The sequence below is a fragment of the Pseudomonas sp. Emmai genome (genome assembly GCF_055179735.1).
Genome location: NZ_CM143685.1, coordinates 292,648 through 309,897 on the forward strand (window position 1 = coordinate 292,648; position 17,250 = coordinate 309,897).

16 protein-coding genes are annotated in these 17,250 nt (G+C 59.7%); 10 read left to right on the forward strand and 6 right to left on the reverse strand.

Translation table 11 applies throughout. The annotated features are described in order from the left end of the window. Positions 1-20 precede the first annotated feature (20 nt). Positions 21-347 (forward strand): DOPA 4,5-dioxygenase family protein, encoded by a 327-nt coding sequence (locus ACY4LX_RS01315; RefSeq protein WP_463258969.1) that lies wholly within the window; start codon positions 21-23, stop codon positions 345-347. On the opposite strand, the gene ACY4LX_RS01320 is transcribed toward ACY4LX_RS01315, so the two are convergent. The 3 genes from ACY4LX_RS01320 to ACY4LX_RS01330 are packed head-to-tail and all read right to left on the reverse strand — an operon-like array spanning position 348 to position 2,282. Next, positions 348-749 carry a GFA family protein gene (locus ACY4LX_RS01320; protein ID WP_463258970.1) on the reverse strand — a complete coding sequence of 134 codons (402 nt, stop codon included), beginning with the start codon at positions 747-749 and terminating at the stop codon, positions 348-350. A 16-nt stretch (positions 750-765) separates the two neighbouring features. Further along, positions 766-1,272 (reverse strand): hypothetical protein, encoded by a 507-nt coding sequence (locus ACY4LX_RS01325; RefSeq protein ID WP_463258971.1) that lies wholly within the window; start codon positions 1,270-1,272, stop codon positions 766-768. Next, positions 1,269-2,282, reverse strand: coding sequence for an AAA family ATPase (locus ACY4LX_RS01330; RefSeq protein ID WP_463258972.1), 1,014 nt, complete (start codon positions 2,280-2,282; stop codon positions 1,269-1,271). The genes ACY4LX_RS01325 and ACY4LX_RS01330 overlap by 4 nt, the downstream gene beginning before the upstream one ends. A 414-nt stretch (positions 2,283-2,696) precedes the next feature. Here ACY4LX_RS01330 and ACY4LX_RS01335 point away from each other — a divergent pair, with 414 nt between their 5' ends. The 9 genes from ACY4LX_RS01335 (at position 2,697) to ACY4LX_RS01375 (ending at position 13,172) form a co-directional block, all read left to right on the forward strand. Then, positions 2,697-4,004, forward strand: coding sequence for a CitMHS family transporter (locus ACY4LX_RS01335; RefSeq protein ID WP_149659308.1), 1,308 nt, complete (start codon positions 2,697-2,699; stop codon positions 4,002-4,004). 84 nt (positions 4,005-4,088) lie between these two features. Then, the gene (locus tag ACY4LX_RS01340) at positions 4,089-4,856 is read left to right on the forward strand and encodes a TerC family protein (RefSeq protein WP_463258973.1); all 768 of its coding nucleotides are present in this window, start codon (positions 4,089-4,091) and stop codon (positions 4,854-4,856) included. A 387-nt stretch (positions 4,857-5,243) separates the two neighbouring features. Beyond that, positions 5,244-6,902: a Na/Pi cotransporter family protein gene (locus ACY4LX_RS01345; protein WP_463258974.1), complete on the forward strand. Its 1,659-nt coding sequence runs from the start codon at positions 5,244-5,246 to the stop codon at positions 6,900-6,902. Positions 6,903-6,954: 52 nt separating this feature from the next. Further along, entirely contained in the window at positions 6,955-8,331 is a 1,377-nt protein-coding gene (locus ACY4LX_RS01350; protein ID WP_463258975.1) for a M16 family metallopeptidase, read from the forward strand. 245 nt (positions 8,332-8,576) lie between these two features. Next, positions 8,577-9,605, forward strand: coding sequence for a DUF5924 family protein (locus tag ACY4LX_RS01355; protein WP_463258976.1), 1,029 nt, complete (start codon positions 8,577-8,579; stop codon positions 9,603-9,605). A gap of 55 nt (positions 9,606-9,660) precedes the next feature. Next, positions 9,661-10,809, forward strand: coding sequence for an ABC transporter permease (locus ACY4LX_RS01360; RefSeq protein ID WP_463258977.1), 1,149 nt, complete (start codon positions 9,661-9,663; stop codon positions 10,807-10,809). Continuing rightward, positions 10,806-11,609, forward strand: a complete 804-nt coding sequence (locus tag ACY4LX_RS01365) for an ABC transporter ATP-binding protein (RefSeq protein ID WP_123515405.1) — start codon at positions 10,806-10,808, stop codon at positions 11,607-11,609. Before ACY4LX_RS01360 ends, ACY4LX_RS01365 begins: the two co-directional genes overlap by 4 nt. A gap of 1 nt (position 11,610) precedes the next feature. After that, a complete protein-coding gene (locus ACY4LX_RS01370; protein WP_463258978.1) occupies positions 11,611-12,549 on the forward strand; it encodes an MlaD family protein in 939 nt (312 codons plus the stop codon). Continuing rightward, a complete protein-coding gene (locus ACY4LX_RS01375) occupies positions 12,546-13,172 on the forward strand; it encodes an ABC-type transport auxiliary lipoprotein family protein (RefSeq protein ID WP_463258979.1) in 627 nt (208 codons plus the stop codon). The genes ACY4LX_RS01370 and ACY4LX_RS01375 overlap by 4 nt, the downstream gene beginning before the upstream one ends. Positions 13,173-13,308: 136 nt before the next feature. Here the strand turns inward: ACY4LX_RS01375 and ACY4LX_RS01380 are convergent, their stop codons facing one another. The 3 genes from ACY4LX_RS01380 to ACY4LX_RS01390 all read right to left on the reverse strand — a co-directional run bounded on the left by ACY4LX_RS01380 (position 13,309) and on the right by ACY4LX_RS01390 (position 17,248). After that, entirely contained in the window at positions 13,309-14,538 is a 1,230-nt protein-coding gene (locus tag ACY4LX_RS01380) for a nucleoside recognition domain-containing protein (protein WP_463258980.1), read from the reverse strand. 213 nt (positions 14,539-14,751) lie between these two features. Then, positions 14,752-16,083: a glutamate/aspartate:proton symporter GltP gene (gene gltP / locus ACY4LX_RS01385; RefSeq protein WP_123408509.1), complete on the reverse strand. Its 1,332-nt coding sequence runs from the start codon at positions 16,081-16,083 to the stop codon at positions 14,752-14,754. 700 nt (positions 16,084-16,783) lie between these two features. After that, positions 16,784-17,248 carry an inhibitor of vertebrate lysozyme family protein gene (locus tag ACY4LX_RS01390; protein ID WP_149659299.1) on the reverse strand — a complete coding sequence of 155 codons (465 nt, stop codon included), beginning with the start codon at positions 17,246-17,248 and terminating at the stop codon, positions 16,784-16,786. Positions 17,249-17,250 lie beyond the last annotated feature (2 nt).

The following is a 17,250-nucleotide window of genomic DNA, read 5'->3' on the forward strand; positions in this document are numbered from 1 at the left end:
GGGTTTTTCGAGAGGTTCAAATGCAGCAAATCACGGGCTATCACGCCCACGTCTATTTCGACGCCAGTACGATCGACCAGGCAAGGGCCTTGTGTGAACAGGCCGCAACCTTATTCCCTTTGAAGATGGGCCGCGTGCATGAGTGCCCGGTCGGTCCGCACCCGGACTGGAGCTGCCAGTTGGCGTTCGGGCCGGAACTCCTTGGCGAGGTGCTGCCGTGGCTGGTGTTAAACCGCAACGGTCTGGTGGTATTCCTGCACCCGGACACTGGCGATGACCTGCTCGATCACACCGAACACGCCGTGTGGATGGGCGCGATCCGGCCGTTGAACCTGTCTATTTTCTGATCAGATGTTTTCCTCGGCTTCACTGGGCAGGTGCTCGTCCAGGTGCAGCCAGGGCAAGCGGCTGTCGGTCCAGATGTGCCGGTCGGCCGGGGCCTGCTCCGGGTGATCGAGGGTGGCGATCGTCAGGTCAATGCTCTCGGGGCTGAGCTGCGTGATCAGGGCCACCTGTGCCCCACAGGTCGGGCAGAAATATCGCGCGCAGTGTTCAGAAGAGTCGTACCGCGCCGGTGTCCCACCTTTCCATTCAAACGCTGAGGCGGGCACGGTGATCCAGGTGGTCACGATCCCGCCGCTGACCCGCCGACAGATCGAGCAATGGCAGTGGGCGATGTCGTGCAGCGGCCCGCTGAATTGATAGCGCAGATGTCCGCAGTGGCAGCCGCCGGTATGCAAAGAGCTCATGATGAAGTGACCTCGTTCAGGCAATCAGATTCAGCTCACGCGCTTTCTCATCGTTAATGACGGTAATTGACGTGGGGCTAAACCCCATGGTTTTCACTAGAGATCTCATTTCCTTGCTCAGAGCATCTTGTAGTGGACCGATCCACTCTTTACGGAAGTTACGTATCACCAGCAAACACTTAACGGTACAGCTTTCCAGATCCAGATTTCGGAATTCACCGGGTAGATGTTCTTCGGTATCGGGGTGTCGCTTAAGGCAGGCTGCGAATGTCAATTGAACAGAATTCGTGAATTTCTGCCGAATCTCTTCAACGTAGATCCTATGCTCTTGGGGGGCACTGGATTTGGCCTCTATGAACCAGGCTGCTTGAGGTCGACCTGGAACGTCTCGCAGTAGAACAAACTCAGACACCTTTAACCCTTCTCCCAAATGGGTGAAGAGAGGGCTCGATTCAATCCGGAAAATCTTATCCTCGGCGAAAGGCCCGAAAACCATCCCTGATTCTTCGATTGAAATAGTCATCCCAGCGTCAACTCCACTTCCTCTTCGTAGAGGCGAATGGATTCATCAACGATGGGATTGTCCGGCATACCTTTGAGCAAATCGTCGCTCACCCACTCGCCATCAACAGATGACAGAACAGGAATTGACATGTTCTGTTTTTGAGCTGCGATATACAGCGCCTTGATCACAAAGTACGAATGGCTGGCAATGAAGAACTGAATACCACTGTCAGCCAGGGACACAATAATGTCGATCAGTTTGGTGATCGCTACCGGATGCAAGGCAGATTCCGGCTCATCTATGAACACCATGGAGTCTTTCGTCAAATATCGATTACCCAGTAAGGTATCCAGAATGGCAATTTTCTTGATGCCTTCTGCCGTAGAGCCAATCTGGAACTTTTGATTGCCCTTTTTGAACTGCCACCGGCTCGTGCTGCTATCGAACTCCATCTTGCCGCCAAACATCTCTCCCAGGTTCTGCCGAGCCTTTGCAAAATGAGCGTGGTTCTTTCCTTTTGTAGGCAAGAGACGCAAGGCTTTGGCCAGATCGTAGTAGGTGTCGTCGAAGCCGAAATCTTTGTCGATGTCACGGCTTTTCAAAATGATGTGCTGCAGCGAGAGCACTTCTTTGGGAGGGAGAAATATCGAATTACTGCTTCGTGGAGGAACGTGGTTCTCCAGGGAGCCAATGTACTTGGTCGTGTCCTTTCCGAAACCATAACGAAATTCGCGCGAGTCCACTTTGACTTTGCACACCAGGGGACTATCCGCGCTTTTTGTTACCAGATCGCCGATCTTGTCAGCCTGAAAAGTCCAGTAAAGCTTGTCAGTCAATATTTCCGCAGCTGACCGCTGTTCATTTCCGCGCTGATACTCTTCAAGTGTGCGCATCGTGCAATAAAGCGCCTTCAGCAAAAACGTCTTGCCGCTGCTATTCGCTCCGATGATCAAATTCAAGTTTGAGAGTTTGCTCCAGCGGATCTTCTGTAATGGACCGAAATTGTCTAATTCAACGCTGTTGAGCATTGGTTGGGGCTCCTCTCAAACTTTGCAGTGGCGCAAGCCTAGCATTGCGATTCCCTTCCATACAGCGGGGAGCGGAGCCCTTCGGAAACTACAGAAGGGTCCTACGACAATCATCCCTCCTAGACATCCCGTTTGTATGAAAGAGCCCGAGCCTCTCGTCTGACCTTTCACCAGCGAAAGCTGGCTGAAAGCTTTCCCCATTAGGATCGCCCCCACTACCGGCAACAGACCGGTTGGCCAATGCCTGTGTTTTATCGCTCGCACGGCCCAATTAACAACAACAATGGTGATTCTGATGTTTTCTGCTACCCGCCGCTTTGCCGCAACTCCCCCCGTACGCCTCGTGCTTCCCGTTCTGCGCTGACCCCACCCGGTTCGCCCATTCCCTAGCCGCGCTACGCCTGGAGTATTCCCATGCTGACTTTCCTTGGCTTTGCCATGGTCATCACGTTCATGTTCCTGATCATGACCAAGCGCCTGTCCGCGCTGATCGCCCTGATTATTATTCCAATCGTCTTTGCCCTGTTCGGCGGTTTTGCGCCGAAGATCGGCCCGATGATGCTCGAAGGCATCACCAAGCTTGCGCCGACCGGCGTGATGCTGATGTTCGCCATTCTGTACTTCGCCCTGATGATCGACTCCGGCCTGTTTGACCCGGCCGTGCGCAAGATCCTCAAACTGGTCAAGGGCGACCCGTTGAAAGTTTCGGTCGGTACCGCCGTTCTGGCGCTCGTTGTCTCCCTTGATGGTGACGGCGCGACCACTTATATGATCTGCGTGGCCGCCATGCTGCCGCTCTACAGCCGCATCGGCATGAGCCCGCGGATCATGGCCGGCTTGATCATCCTGGCCGGCGGCGTGATGAACATGACCCCGTGGGGCGGCCCGACCGCTCGTGCGGCGAGTGCGCTGCACGTGGACCCGTCGGACATTTTCGTGCCGATGATTCCGGCGATGCTGGCCGGTGTGGTGGCGATCCTGGCGATTGCCTACTTCTACGGCAAACGCGAGCGTGCGCGCCTGGGTGAATTGCACCTGGCGGGCGACGAAGTGGACCACAGTGAAATCAGCGTTTCGCAGTTCCCGGACGCCCGTCGTCCGAAGCTGATCTGGTTCAACGGCGCACTGACCCTGGCCCTGATGGGTACCTTGATCGCCGGCCTGTTGCCGCTGCCGGTGCTGTTCATGGTGGCCTTCAGTATCGCGATGATCGTCAATTATCCATGCCTGCAACAGCAGAAGGACCGTGTCGCGGCCCACGCTGGCAGCGTGCTGGCGGTGGTCGGTTTGATCTTCGCGGCCGGTATCTTCACCGGTATTCTGTCGGGCACCGGCATGGTCGATGCCATGTCGAAAAGTCTGTTGGCGGTTATCCCGGATTTCCTCGGCCCGTACCTGGCGGTGATCACGGCACTGGTGAGCATGCCGTTCACGTTCTTCATGTCCAACGATGCATTTTATTACGGCGTGTTACCGGTTCTTGCCGAAGCCGCCAGCCATTACGGCATCACCGCCGTGGAAATGGCCCGTGCCTCGATTGTCGGCCAGCCCGTCCACCTGCTTAGCCCGCTGGTTCCATCGACTTATCTGTTGGTGGCCCTGGCCGGTATTGAATTTGGTGACCACCAGCGCTTCACTCTGAAATGGGCCGTTCTGGTGTGCCTCTGCATATTGGTTGCGGCGTTGCTGATGGGGATTTTCCCGGTTTTCAGCACTCTATAAATCAAAGACTCACCCCGACGGGGCCGCGCTTCGCTGGTTGAAGCCCGGCTCTTCTGGGTTTAACACTCGCTCAAAGGAATACACATGGAATGGCTGACCAACCCTGAAATCTGGGTTGCCTTCTTCACCCTGACTGCCCTGGAGATCGTCCTGGGCATCGACAACATCATCATGATTTCGATCCTGGTCAGCCGCATGCCCAAGCACATGCAAAAGCGCACCCGGCTGTTCGGCCTGGCCCTGGCCATGGTCACGCGGATCCTGTTGCTGCTGTCGATCACCTGGGTCATGCGCCTCACCGCCGACCTGTTCGAAGTGTTCGGCCAGGGCATTTCCGGGCGTGACCTGATTCTGTTCTTCGGTGGTCTGTTCCTGCTGTGGAAGAGCTCGCAAGAGATGTACCACGCGCTGGAAGGCGAAGAAGAAACCAACGAAGAGCCCAGCGGCAAGGGCGGCAACTTCCTCTACACCATCATCCAGATCGCGATCATCGACATCGTGTTCTCGCTGGATTCGGTGATCACCGCCGTCGGCATGGTTTCCCACGTACCGGTCATGATCGCGGCGATCATCGTCGCCGTGCTGGTGATGATGTGGGCGTCCGGTACCATCAGCGAGTTCATCGACAAGCACCCGTCGCTGAAGATGCTGGCGCTGTCGTTCCTGCTGATCGTCGGTACCGTGCTGATTGCCGAATCCTTCGACGTGCACGTGCCAAAAGGCTACGTCTACTTCGCCATGGCGTTCTCGCTGGCCGTGGAAGCGATCAACATCAAGATGCGCACCGCGATTGCGAAAAAGAAGAAACAGCAGGATCCGGTGAAACTGCGCAAGGACATCCCGGGGCAGTAATCTGCTGTGATGGAGCCGGTGTGGCAAAGCTGCTTTTGTGGCGAGGGAGCTTGCTCCCGCTGGGCCGCGAAGCGGCCCCCATATCGGCGACGCAGTTTATCAGACGAACCGCATTCGCCGGTTTTACGACTGCTGCGCAGCCGAACGGGAGCAAGCTCCCTCGCCACAGTCATGCGGTGACTCCAAATATTGCGCAGGGGCCTTCGGGCCCCTTTTTCATCTCTGTATCAAGCTGTTTTTATGACAGTTTTGTTTCAAACACTTCTTTAGCTATGCGATGCTGGCGCCCAGACCGTTAGCCAACTACAGCTTAAGTACAGAACGTAGAACGTCGCGCGGTACCGTCAACTTGTCCCTTTGGGACGCTACCACCACAGGGGGCCCAGCATGCTGACCCTGCTCAATTTGCTTTCCGCCGTGACCTTGCTGATCTGGGGCACGCACATCGTCCGAACCGGCATCCTGCGGGTCTACGGTTCCAATCTGCGCCATGTGATTGGCCAGAACATGTCCAAGCGTGGCCTGGCGTTCATCGCCGGTATCGTCGTGACCGCCATGGTCCAGAGCAGCAACGCCACCGCCATGCTGGTCACTTCCTTTGTCGGCCAGGGCCTGATGGCGCTGACCCCGGCGCTGGCGACCATGCTCGGCGCCGACGTCGGTACGGCGCTGATGGCGCGGGTGCTGACGTTTGACCTGTCGTGGCTGTCGCCGCTGCTGATCTTCCTCGGGGTGATTTTCTTCCTGTCGCGCAAACAGACCCGCGTCGGACAAATGGGCCGGGTCGCCATCGGCCTGGGCCTGATCATCCTCGCGCTGCAACTGATCGTCGAAGCCGCCGCCCCGATCACCCACGCCCAAGGGGTGAAGGTGATCTTCGCCTCCCTGACCGGCGACATCCTGCTCGATGCCCTGATTGGCGCGCTGTTCGCGATGATTTCCTACTCCAGCCTGGCCGCCGTCCTGCTGACCGCGACCCTGGCCGGTGCCGGTGTGATCAGCCTGCCGGTGGCCATCGGCCTGGTGATCGGCGCCAACATCGGCAGCGGTGTACTGGCGTTCATGAGCACCAGCATGCAGAACGCCGCCGGGCGCCAGGTGGCGCTGGGCAGCCTGTTGTACAAACTGATTGGGCTGTTGCTGATCATCCCGGTGCTCGACCCGCTCGTGCACTGGATCGACAGCCTGGATTTCAGCCCGCAGGAAATGGTCATCGGCTTCCACTTGCTCTACAACACCGCGCGTTGCCTGATCCTGTTGCCCAGCGTCGGACCGATGGCCAGGCTCTGCGCCTGGCTGTTGCCGGAGCGCCCGGAACTCAACGGCATGGCCAAGCCCCGGCATCTGGACGCGACCGCGCTGGTCACCCCGAGCCTGGCGCTGGCCAACGCCGCCCGGGAAACCCTGCGCATTGGCGATCTGATCGACAACATGCTCGAAGCCATGCTCGACGTGTTGCACGGCAAACAGACCGCCGTCACCCAGGAAATGCGTCGCCACACCGATGACGTCGAAGCGCTCTACAGCGCGATCAAGCTCTACCTGGCGCAGATGCCCCGGGAAGACCTCAGCGATCAGGACAGTCGGCGCTGGGCGGAAATCATCGAGCTGGCGATCAACCTCAAACTCGCCAGCGACCTGATCGAACGCATGCTACGTAAGGTCCAGCAGCAGAAGACTTCGCAGCGCCGCTCGTTTTCCGAAGTCGGCCTGGAAGAGTTGGCGGGGCTGCACAGTCAGTTGATCTCCAATTTGCGCCTGGGGCTGTCGGTGTTCCTCAGCAGCGATCCGGAAAGCGCCCGACAGTTACTGCGCGAGAAACGTCGCTTTCGCGCACAGGAACGCCGCCTGGCCCATGCTCATGTCAGCCGTTTGCAACGTAAGATCGTGCAAAGTATCGAAACCAGTTCGTTGCACCTGGAGTTGATCGCCGACATGAAACGCTTGAATTCGCTGTTTTGCAGCAGTGCCTACGCGGTATTGGAAACGTCCGACACCGGTGCGCTGGCGGCTGACGATTTGGCGGACATCACGCATTCACCTTGAACGTCTGACGGTGTGGCCAGTCAGTAACAATGGTTCAGCCTGGAAGCTCGTTATGCGTTGTCTGTTGTTCGCCTGTCTGTTGCTCGGTTCATTCCCTTCGTTTGCCCTGGATCGTTTCCAGGTCGAAGGCTATGCGCTGCCCAACGGCCTGCAATTGCTGCTCAAGCCCGGCAATGACCGTGGGCATGTGGCGATTCGGCTGGTGGTCGGCGTCGGCATCGATGACTTCAAGTGCGATGAAAAGGAACTGCCGCACCTGCTCGAACACCTGCTGTTCAGCGGCATCGACGCCAGCGGTGAAGGGGGGCTGGAAGAACGCATGCAGGCCCTGGGCGGTGAATGGAACGCCTTCACGAGCAACGCCGATACCACCTTCGTGATCGAAGCCCCGGCGAAAAACCAGCGCAAGGTCCTCGACCTGTTGTTGGCGCTGCTGACCCAGACCCGATTCGACGACAACGCGATCAACGCCGCCAAGCAAGTGGTCGAGCGTGAAGACGGCGGCCACTATTCGCACCTGCAGCGCTGGATGGATCGTCAGGACCTGGGCCACACCGCCAGTAATCAACTGGCGGTGGAGCTGGGCCTCAAATGCCCCGAGCGGGCCGAAGTCGATCACCTGACCCGCGAGCAGCTGGATAAGGTGCGCAAGGCCTGGTACGCCCCCAACAACATGACCCTGATCGTGGTCGGCGACCTCGACAAGCTGCTGCCGGCCTATCTGGAACGGGCCTGGGGACCGCTTGAGGCGGTCGATCCGTCCGAGCATTTGCCGTTGCCGGACATCAAGACCAGCGCGGCCCATGAACGCAGCCTGATCCACGGTTTCGTCGGCGGTGGGGCCAAGCTGCACTGGCTGGTGCCGGAGCCGGTGCTGGAAGACATCCCCGATCAAGCCTTTGACCTGCTCAAGGATTACCTGGATTGGGCGCTCTATCGGCAGATGCGCCTGGCCTATGGTTTGTCCTACGGCCCGTGGGCCGAGCGCGAGTTGTTCGGCAGCGTCGGTTTCATGAGCCTGAATGCCGACCTTGAGCGCGAAAACGTCGACGAAGCCAAGCAAGTGCTGGAGGACATGAAGGCCGAGCTGCTCAAGAACGGCCTCGACGCCGAGACCTTCGACCGCCTCAAGCAAGCCGCTATCGCTCGCCAGTCCTGGGCCGTGCAAGGCAACAGCGCCCTGGCCGATTACTACTGGAGCGCCCTGGGGGATTATGAGGACGGACGCTTCACCAACCCGGCCAAGGAACTGCAAGGGGTGACGCTGGAAGAAGCGAACAAGGCCATGCGCGAGTTGCTGCTGCAGCCGGGGTATTTGCGGATCGAGAAGCCGTTGATCAGTGATGATCAGTTGTTGTGGGTGTTGGCAGGGGTGTTTGGGTTGCTGGTGCTGGGTGTGCTGGGCTGGCGCTTGCATCGCAAACACTAACTACCCTGTGGCGAGGGAGCTTGCTCCCGCTCGGCTGCGCAGCAGTCGTAAAACCGGCCAGCAAGATTTACCTGAAGAAATGCAGTGAATGGTTTTGGGGGCGCTTCGCACCCCAGCGGGAGCAAGCTCCCTCGCCACAGGTCATCATTCACTCTGGTTTTGTGGTTGCCTGAATGTGATCGCCACAAAAGCTCCTCGGCGTTACCCTGTCGAGGATTTTTCCTACGACTAATGTGAACCGCCGAATGCCTACCCTGCCCCTTATCGTCCAGCGCGGTCTTGAATTGATGAAGCGCTATCCGGGGGTGATTGCGCTCGGTGGTTTTATCTCCGGCGTCGGCAGTTTCTTGCTGGTGGATCGCCAACAGGGTCTGGCGACCTGGATCACTACGATCATGCTGGTCAGCTGGGTGTGGCTGATGCTGGAAAACAGCCTCACGCAGCTGTTTACCCGGGTGTTCAAGCGAGAAATCCCCCAGCCACTGCTGCGTTACGCGACGCAGATGATCCACCAGGAAAGCCTGTTTTTCGTCCTGCCGTTCTTCTTCATCACCACCACCTGGAACAGCGGCCAACTGTTTTTCACCGGGCTGCTGAGCATCTCGGCGCTGATTTCCATCATCGACCCGCTCTATTACAAATGGCTGGCCCCACGGCGTTGGGCGTTCCTGGCGTTGCACACGCTGACCCTGTTCGCCGCCCTGCTCACCGCCCTGCCCGTGATCCTGCACCTGACCACGTCCCAGAGTTTCAAACTGGCCCTGGGCATCGCCATGTTGTTGTCGTTCCCGAGCCTGGCGTCGATTTTCCCGATCCGCACCGTGCGCAACGCCCTGGCGATCCTGAGCATCACCCTCGGCATCGGCGCCCTCGGCTGGGTCCTGCGTTCGTGGGTGCCGCCGGCGACGCTGTGGATGACCGACGTCGCCATCAGCACGCAAATGCAGGACCGCACCCCCGGCGAGAGCCTGGACGAAGTCAGCGCCGAGCAGATTCGCGGCGGCGGGCTCTACGCCTACACCGCGATCAATGCGCCGCGCGGGCTGGATGAGCGGATTTATCACGTGTGGCAGTTCAACGGCCAAGAAGTCGACCGCATCCCGCTGGACATCCACGGCGGGCGCAAGGAAGGCTACCGGGCCTGGACCCACAAGCAGAACTTCCCCGGCAACCCGGCGGGCAAATGGCAGGTTCGGGTGCTGACCGAAGACGGCCAAGTGATCGGCGTATTGCGCTTCGTGGTCAAGGACAGCACACCGATCAAAGAAAAGTAATCCGGTTCGTGCTATTACGTTAGACCTGCGTAACAACCGAACAAGCACGGAGCTTATGACCAGCAGCACATTGCCCGGCAGTGCCCAACTGGACACCTCCCACACCCCTGCACAGTTGCGGGTCACAGGTGACTGGACGCTTGCCCATTACGCTGACCTCAAGCGCCTGGGCGACAAACTGCGCGGCCAGTACGACGACAACACCCACATCGACCTCAATGGCCTCGGCGCGCTCGACACCGCCGGCGCCTCGCTGCTGGTGGAGCTGCTGGGTTCCGAGCGTCTGGGCCGATCGGCCGAACACCCCGAGTGCACAATCTCCAACGCCGATCGCGCGTTGCTGCACACCGTCTATTGCTCGCTGACCGATTTCTGCGTACCGCTCAAGGAACCGGAAACCAGCACCGGCATTCAACTGCTGACCCGCATCGGCCGCGCCGTCGACGCGGTCTGGCAGGACACTCTGCAACTGCTCGGCTTTGTCGGCCTGATCCTCGAAACCATCGCCCGTGGGCTGTTCCGCCCCAAGCGCTGGCGCATCACGCCGATGGTCGCGCACATCGAGCAGACCGGCCTCGATGCCGCGCCCATCGTCGCCCTGCTGACCTTTCTGGTCGGCGCGGTGGTGGCGTTTCTCGGGGCGACGGTGCTGGCCAGTTTCGGCGCGAGTATTTTCACCGTCGACCTGGTGGCGTTCTCCTTCCTGCGTGAGTTCGGCGTGTTGCTGACGGCGATCCTGATGGCCGGCCGCACCGCCAGTGCGTTTACCGCGCAGATCGGCTCGATGAAGGCCAACGAAGAAATTGACGCGATCCGCACCCTGGGCCTCGACCCGATGGAATTGCTGGTGGTCCCGCGTGTGTTGGCGCTGCTGGTGGCGCTGCCGATGCTGACCTTTCTGGCGATGATTTCCGGGATTGTCGGTGGTGGTGTGGTGTGTGCGGTGTCGCTGGGGATTTCCCCGGCGATGTTCCTGTCGCTGCTGCAAACCGACATTGGCGTTCAGCATTTTCTGGTGGGGATCGTCAAAGCGCCGATCTTCGCGTTCCTGATTGCGGCCATCGGTTGCCTGGAAGGCTTCAAGGTCAGCGGCAGCGCCGAATCTGTCGGCGCCCACACCACGTCCAGCGTGGTCCAGTCGATTTTCGTGGTGATCGTGCTCGATGCCGTGGCCGCGTTGTTTTTCATGGAGATGGGCTGGTGAGTCGACAACCCCGAGCGCCTTCCGAGGCGGTGATCGAAGTCCGTGGGCTGTGCAATCGCTTCGGCAGCCAGAGCGTGCACGAAAACCTCGACCTGGATTTGTACAAAGGTGAAATCCTCGCGGTGGTCGGCGGCTCCGGCAGCGGCAAGTCGGTGTTGCTGCGCAGCATTGTCGGCTTGCGCCAGCCCAGCGAAGGGGTGGTGAAGGTCTTCGGCAAGAACCTGCCGACGCTCTCCGAACACGAGCGCTCGATGGTTGAGCGGCGCTTCGGTGTGCTGTTCCAGAAAGGCGCGCTGTTCTCCTCGCTGACCGTGACCGAGAACGTCGCCCTGCCCTTGATCGAACACGCCGGCCTCAGCCGTGCCGACGCCGAGCACCTGGCGGCGGTGAAACTGGCGTTGGCCGGGTTGCCGCTGTCGGCGGCAGACAAATATCCGGCGTCCCTGTCCGGCGGCATGATCAAGCGTGCGGCGCTGGCCCGTGCCCTGGCGCTGGACCCGGACATCCTGTTTCTCGACGAACCTACCGCCGGCCTCGATCCGATTGGCGCCGCCGCGTTTGATCAACTGATTCTGACCCTGCGCGATGCCCTGGGCCTGAGCGTGTTCCTGGTGACTCACGACCTCGACACGCTCTACACCATCACCGACCGGGTGGCGGTGCTGGCGCAGAAGAAAGTGCTGGTGGCGGACGCCATCGACAAGGTCTCGGAAACCGACGACCCGTGGATTCACGAATACTTCCATGGCCCACGGGGCCGCGCGGCGCTGACGGCCGCTCAACAGCTTAACGAGGTCTGACATGGAAACCCGAGCCCATCATGTATTGATCGGCCTGTTCACCGTGATTGTGGTGGCGGGCGCCCTGCTCTTCGGTTTGTGGCTGGCCAAGTCCAGCGTCGACACCGAGTTCAAGGATTACGAAATCGTCTTCAATGAGGCGGTCAGCGGTCTGTCCAAGGGCAGCGCCGTGCAGTACAGCGGGATCAAGGTCGGTGACGTAGTGACCCTGCGCCTGGACCCGAAAGACCCGCGTCGGGTGCTGGCACGGATTCGACTTGGCGGCGACACGCCGATCAAGGAAGACACCGAGGCCAAACTGGCGCTGACCGGGATCACCGGCACCTCGATCATCCAGCTCAGTGGCGGCACGCCGCAAAGTCCCAAGCTGCGGGGCAAGGACGGCGAGTTGCCGACGATTGTCGCGGCGCCCTCGCCCATCGCCCGCCTGCTGAACGACAGTAACGACTTGATGGCCGGGGTGAACGTGTTGATGCACAACGCCAATCAGATGTTTTCGTCGGAGAACGTCGAGCGCATCAGCAAGACCCTGGAGCACCTGGAGCAAACCACCGGGACCATCGCCGAGCAGCGCGGCGATATTCGTCAGGCGATGCAGCAACTGGCGTCGGTCGGCAAACAGGCCAACACCATGATGGAACAGACCTCGGCGCTGATGCGCAACGCCAATGGCCTGCTCAACGATCAGGGCAAGCAGATGTTCGGCAGTGCCGAGCAGGCGATGAAGTCGCTGGAGCAGAGCAGCGCGACCATCAATAAGTTGCTGACCAACAATCAGGATTCCCTCAACAGCGGCATGCAGGGCCTCAATGGCCTGGCCCCGGCGGTGCGTGAATTGCGCGACACCCTGACCTCGCTGCGAGCCATTTCCCAGCGCCTGGAAGCCAACCCCAGCGGTTACCTGCTGGGCAGCGACAAGAACAAGGAATTCACGCCATGAAGCTGACTCACCTCGCCCTCCTCGCCGGTTTTGTGTTGGTCAGCGCCTGCTCGATCCTGCCCAAGGCCGAGCCGTCGGATGTCTATCGCTTACCGTCGGCTCAGAGCAGCGCAACGGTCAGCCACGGCACGCCGCAACGCTGGTCGCTGCGCTTGGCCAAGCCCCAGGCCAGCGAAGTGTTGAACAGCCCGAAAATCGCTGTAATCCCTCAAGGGGATCTGATCAGCAGCTACAAGGCGTCGCGCTGGAGCGATCCGGCACCGGTGCTGCTGCGTAATCGATTGCTGGACGGGTTTCAGCGCGATGGTCGGGTGTCGTTGTTGAGCACCGATGACAGCAATTTCCAGGCGGACCTGGAGTTGGGCGGGAGTCTGCAAGCGTTCCAGACGGAGTACCAGGGCCCGAACGCGAGTGTGGTCGTGCGCCTGGATGCGTTGTTGGTGCGTGGGTATGACCAGCGCATCCTCGCGAGCCGGCGCTTTGAAGTGCGTCAGCCGCTGAGCGATATGAAGGTGCCGGCGGTGGTGGCCGGGTTTGGCCAGGCCAGCGATCAGTTGACGGCGCAGGTGGTGAGTTGGGCGGTGGAGCAAGGGCAGAAGCTGGCGCCATCGCCAAGGCCCTGAAGGTCAGGCGTCTCATTGTGGCGAGGGAGCTTGCTCGCGCTGGGTCGCGAAGCGGCCCCAAAAGATGGGACTGCTGCGCAGTCCAACGGGAGCAAGCTCCCTCGCCACACAAGCCTTCTCCCATAAGGTGGTGTGGTTAGCCGAAGAACCAATAACAAACCCCGATCGCACCAACCACCCCGGCAAATTCCGCCAGCAACGCACACCCCACCGCGTGCCGCGCCCGCTGGATCCCCACTGCACCGAAGTACACCGCCAGTACATAGAACGTGGTTTCGGTACTGCCCTGGATCGTCGCCGCCACCAGGGCCGGGAAGCTGTCGACCCCGGAGGTCTTCATGGTTTCGATCAGCATCGCCCGGGCGGCGCTGCCGGAGAGCGGTTTGACCATCGCCGTCGGCAAGGCGTCAACGAAGCGTGTGTCCCAACCGGCCCACTCCACCAGGTGCCGAATCCCGTCCAGCCCGAAGTCCAACGCCCCGGACGCGCGCAATACGCCCACTGCACACAGCATCGCCACCAGGTACGGCAGCAGGTTCTTCGCCACGTCGAAGCCTTCCTTCGCACCTTCGACGAACGCTTCGTAGACCTTCACTTTGCGCAACGCGCCAATGATCAGGAACAGCATGATCAGGCCGAACAGCGTCAGGTTACCGAGGATCGAGGACAGCCCCGCCAACGCAGTCGCTGAGAGCGTCCCCAGCAGCGCCATGAAGGCACCCAGTGCCAACGCACCGGGTATCAGATACGCAAGCACCACCGGGTCCCACAGGCGCAGGCGTTGCATGAATGCCACGGACAACAGGCCGACGATGGTCGAGCAACTGGTGGCGAGCAGAATCGGCAGGAACACCAGCGTCGGGTCCGGCGCGCCTTGCTGGGCGCGGTACATGAAGATCGTCACCGGCAGCAGGGTCAGGGACGAGGCGTTGAGCACCAGGAACAGGATCTGCGCGTTGCTGGCAACCGTGGCGCTGGGGTTGAGTTCTTGCAGCGCCTTCATGGCCTTGAGGCCGATCGGCGTGGCGGCATTGTCCAGGCCCAGGCCATTGGCGGCGAAGTTGAGGGTGATCAGGCCGATGGCCGGGTGGCCGGGCGGCACTTCCGGCATCAGGCGCAGGAACAACGGGCCCAGGGCCTTGGCCAGCCAGTCGACGATACCAGCCTTCTCGGCAATCCGCAGAAAGCCCAGCCACAGGGTCAGGGTGCCGAACAGCAGGACCATGACCTCCACCGACAGCTTGGCCATGGCGAAGATGCTTTCCACCATCGCCGCGAAGATCCCGGCATTGCCGCCGATCAGCCACTGCGCCAGCGCCGACACGGCGGCGACGATGAAGAAGCCAAGCCACAGGCCATTGAGCATCAGTTAAATCCCCCGAAGAATGCGGCGAATGATAGCGGGGTCGCCAGAAACGACAAACCCCGGATTTCTCCGGGGTTTGGTTTGGCACTGCGCCGATCACATCTATCCCCTGTAGGAGCGAGGCTTGCCCGCGAAGAGGCCGGTACATTCAACATCTGTGTTGACTGACACACCGCCTTCGCGGGCAAGCCTCGCTCCTACAAGGGCAACGCATCAGCTCTTGGAAATTTCACCTGCCGGCAATTTTTCCTTGCTGCGCCAGTGCGGCAGGGAGTTCCAGTAGCGCTCGCCCTTGGCGTCGTCGTACATGCCTTCCCAGCGCGAGATAACCAATACGGCCAGGGCATTGCCGATCACGTTCAACGCGGTACGGGCCATGTCCATGATGCGGTCGACACCGGCGATGAACGCCAGGCCTTCCAGCGGAATGCCGACGCTGCCCAGGGTGGCCAGCAGCACCACGAAGGACACGCCCGGTACACCGGCGATGCCTTTGGAGGTGACCATCAGGGTCAGCACCAGCAGCAATTGCTGGCTGATCGACAGGTCGATGCCGTAGAGCTGGGCAATGAAGATGGCCGCGATGCTCTGGTACAGGGTCGAACCGTCGAGGTTGAACGAATAACCGGTCGGCACCACGAAGCTGCAAATGGCTTTCGGCGCGCCGTAGGCTTCCATCTTCTCGATCACGCGCGGCAGCACGGTTTCGGAGCTGGCGGTGGAGTAAGCCAGTACCAGCTCATCCTTGAAGATGCGCATCAGCTTGATCACCGAGAAGCCGAACAGCTTGGCGATCAGGCCCAGCACCACGAAGGCGAAGAAGGCAATGGCGAAGTAAACCAGTACCACCAGTTTGGCCAGCGGCAGCAAGGAGGCGAAACCGAAGTTGGCCACGGTCACCGCGATCAGGGCGAACACGCCGATGGGCGCGTAGTTCATGATCATGTGGGTGACTTTGAACATGCTCTCGGACACGCCCTGGAACATCTTCACCAGCGGCTCACGCAGGTCCGATTGCAGGCTCGACAGGCCGAGACCGAACAACACGGAGAAGAAGATGATCGGCAGCATCTCGCCGCGGGCCATGGCCGCGAAGATGTTCGACGGGATCAGGTTGAGGATGGTTTCGATGAACGCGTGTTCATGCTGAACCTCGGCGGCAGTCGCCTGGTACTTGGAAATATCCACCGTACCCAGGGTGCTCATGTCGATGCCGGTGCCCGGATGGACCACGTTGGCCAGCACCAGACCGACCAGGATGGCGATGGTGGTGACGACTTCGAAGTAAAGGATGGTTTTGAGGCCGATGCGCCCGAGTTTCTTCGCATCACCCACGCCGGCAATACCGACCACCAGCGAGGAGATCACGATCGGGATCACGATCATCTTGATCAGACGGATAAAGATATCGCCCGCAGGTTGCAGGACGTTACTGATCCACCAGGCTTTTTCGGCGCTGAAATGGTTGAGCAGCGCACCGATTGCTATCCCCAATACCAGACCGATGAGGATCTGCCAGGCGAGGCTAAGCTTTGCCTTCTTCATATCATTACCCTTACTTCAGTTTGACTCGGGCAGATGCGCGAACTGGAACGCTCAGTAGCGGAAAAGTCTGTGCATCTGCCCCCGTATAAGGTGCCCCGAAGCGCGTATTTACGGCTCTTCGGCAGGCGAAAAAAGGCGCAACTATTCCGATGCAAGTAAGCGACGTCTAATGCCGTAAACGCCTACCCTATGCCGAATCGGCATGAGCTTTTTCAAATGAAACTGGCGTCCCAACCGGTTCGAATACGACATTTCGGCAGGCATAAGTGCCGTGAACCGGCCATTTCAGAGCAGCTTGGTTGTTTTTTAAACAGGATGATTCAGGTTAAAACTTGGGAAAAATCCTACGTTTAGCGACGAAATGTCATCGCACGAAAGGCGCAGGTTTCTCGATATACGGTCGCGAAGAAACACCGCGAAACGGTTTTGCGGGGAATATGCAGCAGAAGGGAATGAGCGAAATGCTCTAGATCAACGTTTTGCGCGTTTAAGCTCTTCGCAAGTCCGTCGAGCCACTCGGGGCCGGCGAACTTGCGTCGCAGCTTTTATACCTGACCCGGCCCTTGCGCAGGCACTCCATGTGCCCGTAGGTCACTCCGACCCTGAAACAGTCAGAACGTCCCGACCCCTTGGTCATGCGCCGGCCTTCCTCGGGTGGCGCACTGGAGAGAAGCAAGGCTGCTCCTCTCGTGTTTCAAACTCAGTACCAGTTCGGATCTTTTTTCAGCGTTTCCATCAACAGCTTCTGCATGCCTTCATCAGGCTTCCCGAGGAAGCGGTAATCGGCATGGCGCGTCGGCGACTTGTCGGCGGGCAGACCCGCTGGCACTTGGATCCACATCGCGTACGCATCTTTCTTGTCGAGACTGAATGCAACGATCAAGCGATTGCTCAGGCAGGTGTCCTGTTTTTCACACAGCGGCCCGACCAGATACCCATCGCCATCTTCAGTAACGGCATTCATTTGGTCAGAGGTACCGGTCAGGTTCATCACCCATTCCGGCAGACGCTCTTCCTTCTTGACGACCTTTGTCCATGTTTCACGGTACTGCGGGTCCGAGCTCAACAGCTCATTGACCCGCGCTTGGCCATCATTGGCCGCCATCGCCATGGCACTACCGCCCAGAAGCAGGGCGGCTGCCAGTGTCTTGAACAAAACGCTCATAT

Excerpts from the sequence above, each read along its gene's own strand:
- ACY4LX_RS01345 (WP_463258974.1), top strand. The coding sequence starts at position 5,244 with ATGCTGACCCTGCTCAATTTGCTTTCCGCCGTGACCTTGCTGATCTGG.
- ACY4LX_RS01320 (WP_463258970.1), bottom strand. The coding sequence starts at position 749 with ATGAGCTCTTTGCATACCGGCGGCTGCCACTGCGGACATCTGCGCTAT.
- ACY4LX_RS01355 (WP_463258976.1), top strand. The coding sequence starts at position 8,577 with ATGCCTACCCTGCCCCTTATCGTCCAGCGCGGTCTTGAATTGATGAAG.
- gltP (WP_123408509.1), bottom strand. The coding sequence starts at position 16,083 with ATGAAGAAGGCAAAGCTTAGCCTCGCCTGGCAGATCCTCATCGGTCTG.
- ACY4LX_RS01375 (WP_463258979.1), top strand. The coding sequence starts at position 12,546 with ATGAAGCTGACTCACCTCGCCCTCCTCGCCGGTTTTGTGTTGGTCAGC.
- ACY4LX_RS01380 (WP_463258980.1), bottom strand. The coding sequence starts at position 14,538 with ATGCTCAATGGCCTGTGGCTTGGCTTCTTCATCGTCGCCGCCGTGTCG.
- ACY4LX_RS01340 (WP_463258973.1), top strand. The coding sequence starts at position 4,089 with ATGGAATGGCTGACCAACCCTGAAATCTGGGTTGCCTTCTTCACCCTG.
- ACY4LX_RS01360 (WP_463258977.1), top strand. The coding sequence starts at position 9,661 with ATGACCAGCAGCACATTGCCCGGCAGTGCCCAACTGGACACCTCCCAC.
- ACY4LX_RS01335 (WP_149659308.1), top strand. The coding sequence starts at position 2,697 with ATGCTGACTTTCCTTGGCTTTGCCATGGTCATCACGTTCATGTTCCTG.
- ACY4LX_RS01315 (WP_463258969.1), top strand. The coding sequence starts at position 21 with ATGCAGCAAATCACGGGCTATCACGCCCACGTCTATTTCGACGCCAGT.
- ACY4LX_RS01350 (WP_463258975.1), top strand. The coding sequence starts at position 6,955 with ATGCGTTGTCTGTTGTTCGCCTGTCTGTTGCTCGGTTCATTCCCTTCG.
- ACY4LX_RS01390 (WP_149659299.1), bottom strand. The coding sequence starts at position 17,248 with ATGAGCGTTTTGTTCAAGACACTGGCAGCCGCCCTGCTTCTGGGCGGT.
- ACY4LX_RS01370 (WP_463258978.1), top strand. The coding sequence starts at position 11,611 with ATGGAAACCCGAGCCCATCATGTATTGATCGGCCTGTTCACCGTGATT.
- ACY4LX_RS01330 (WP_463258972.1), bottom strand. The coding sequence starts at position 2,282 with ATGCTCAACAGCGTTGAATTAGACAATTTCGGTCCATTACAGAAGATC.
- ACY4LX_RS01325 (WP_463258971.1), bottom strand. The coding sequence starts at position 1,272 with ATGACTATTTCAATCGAAGAATCAGGGATGGTTTTCGGGCCTTTCGCC.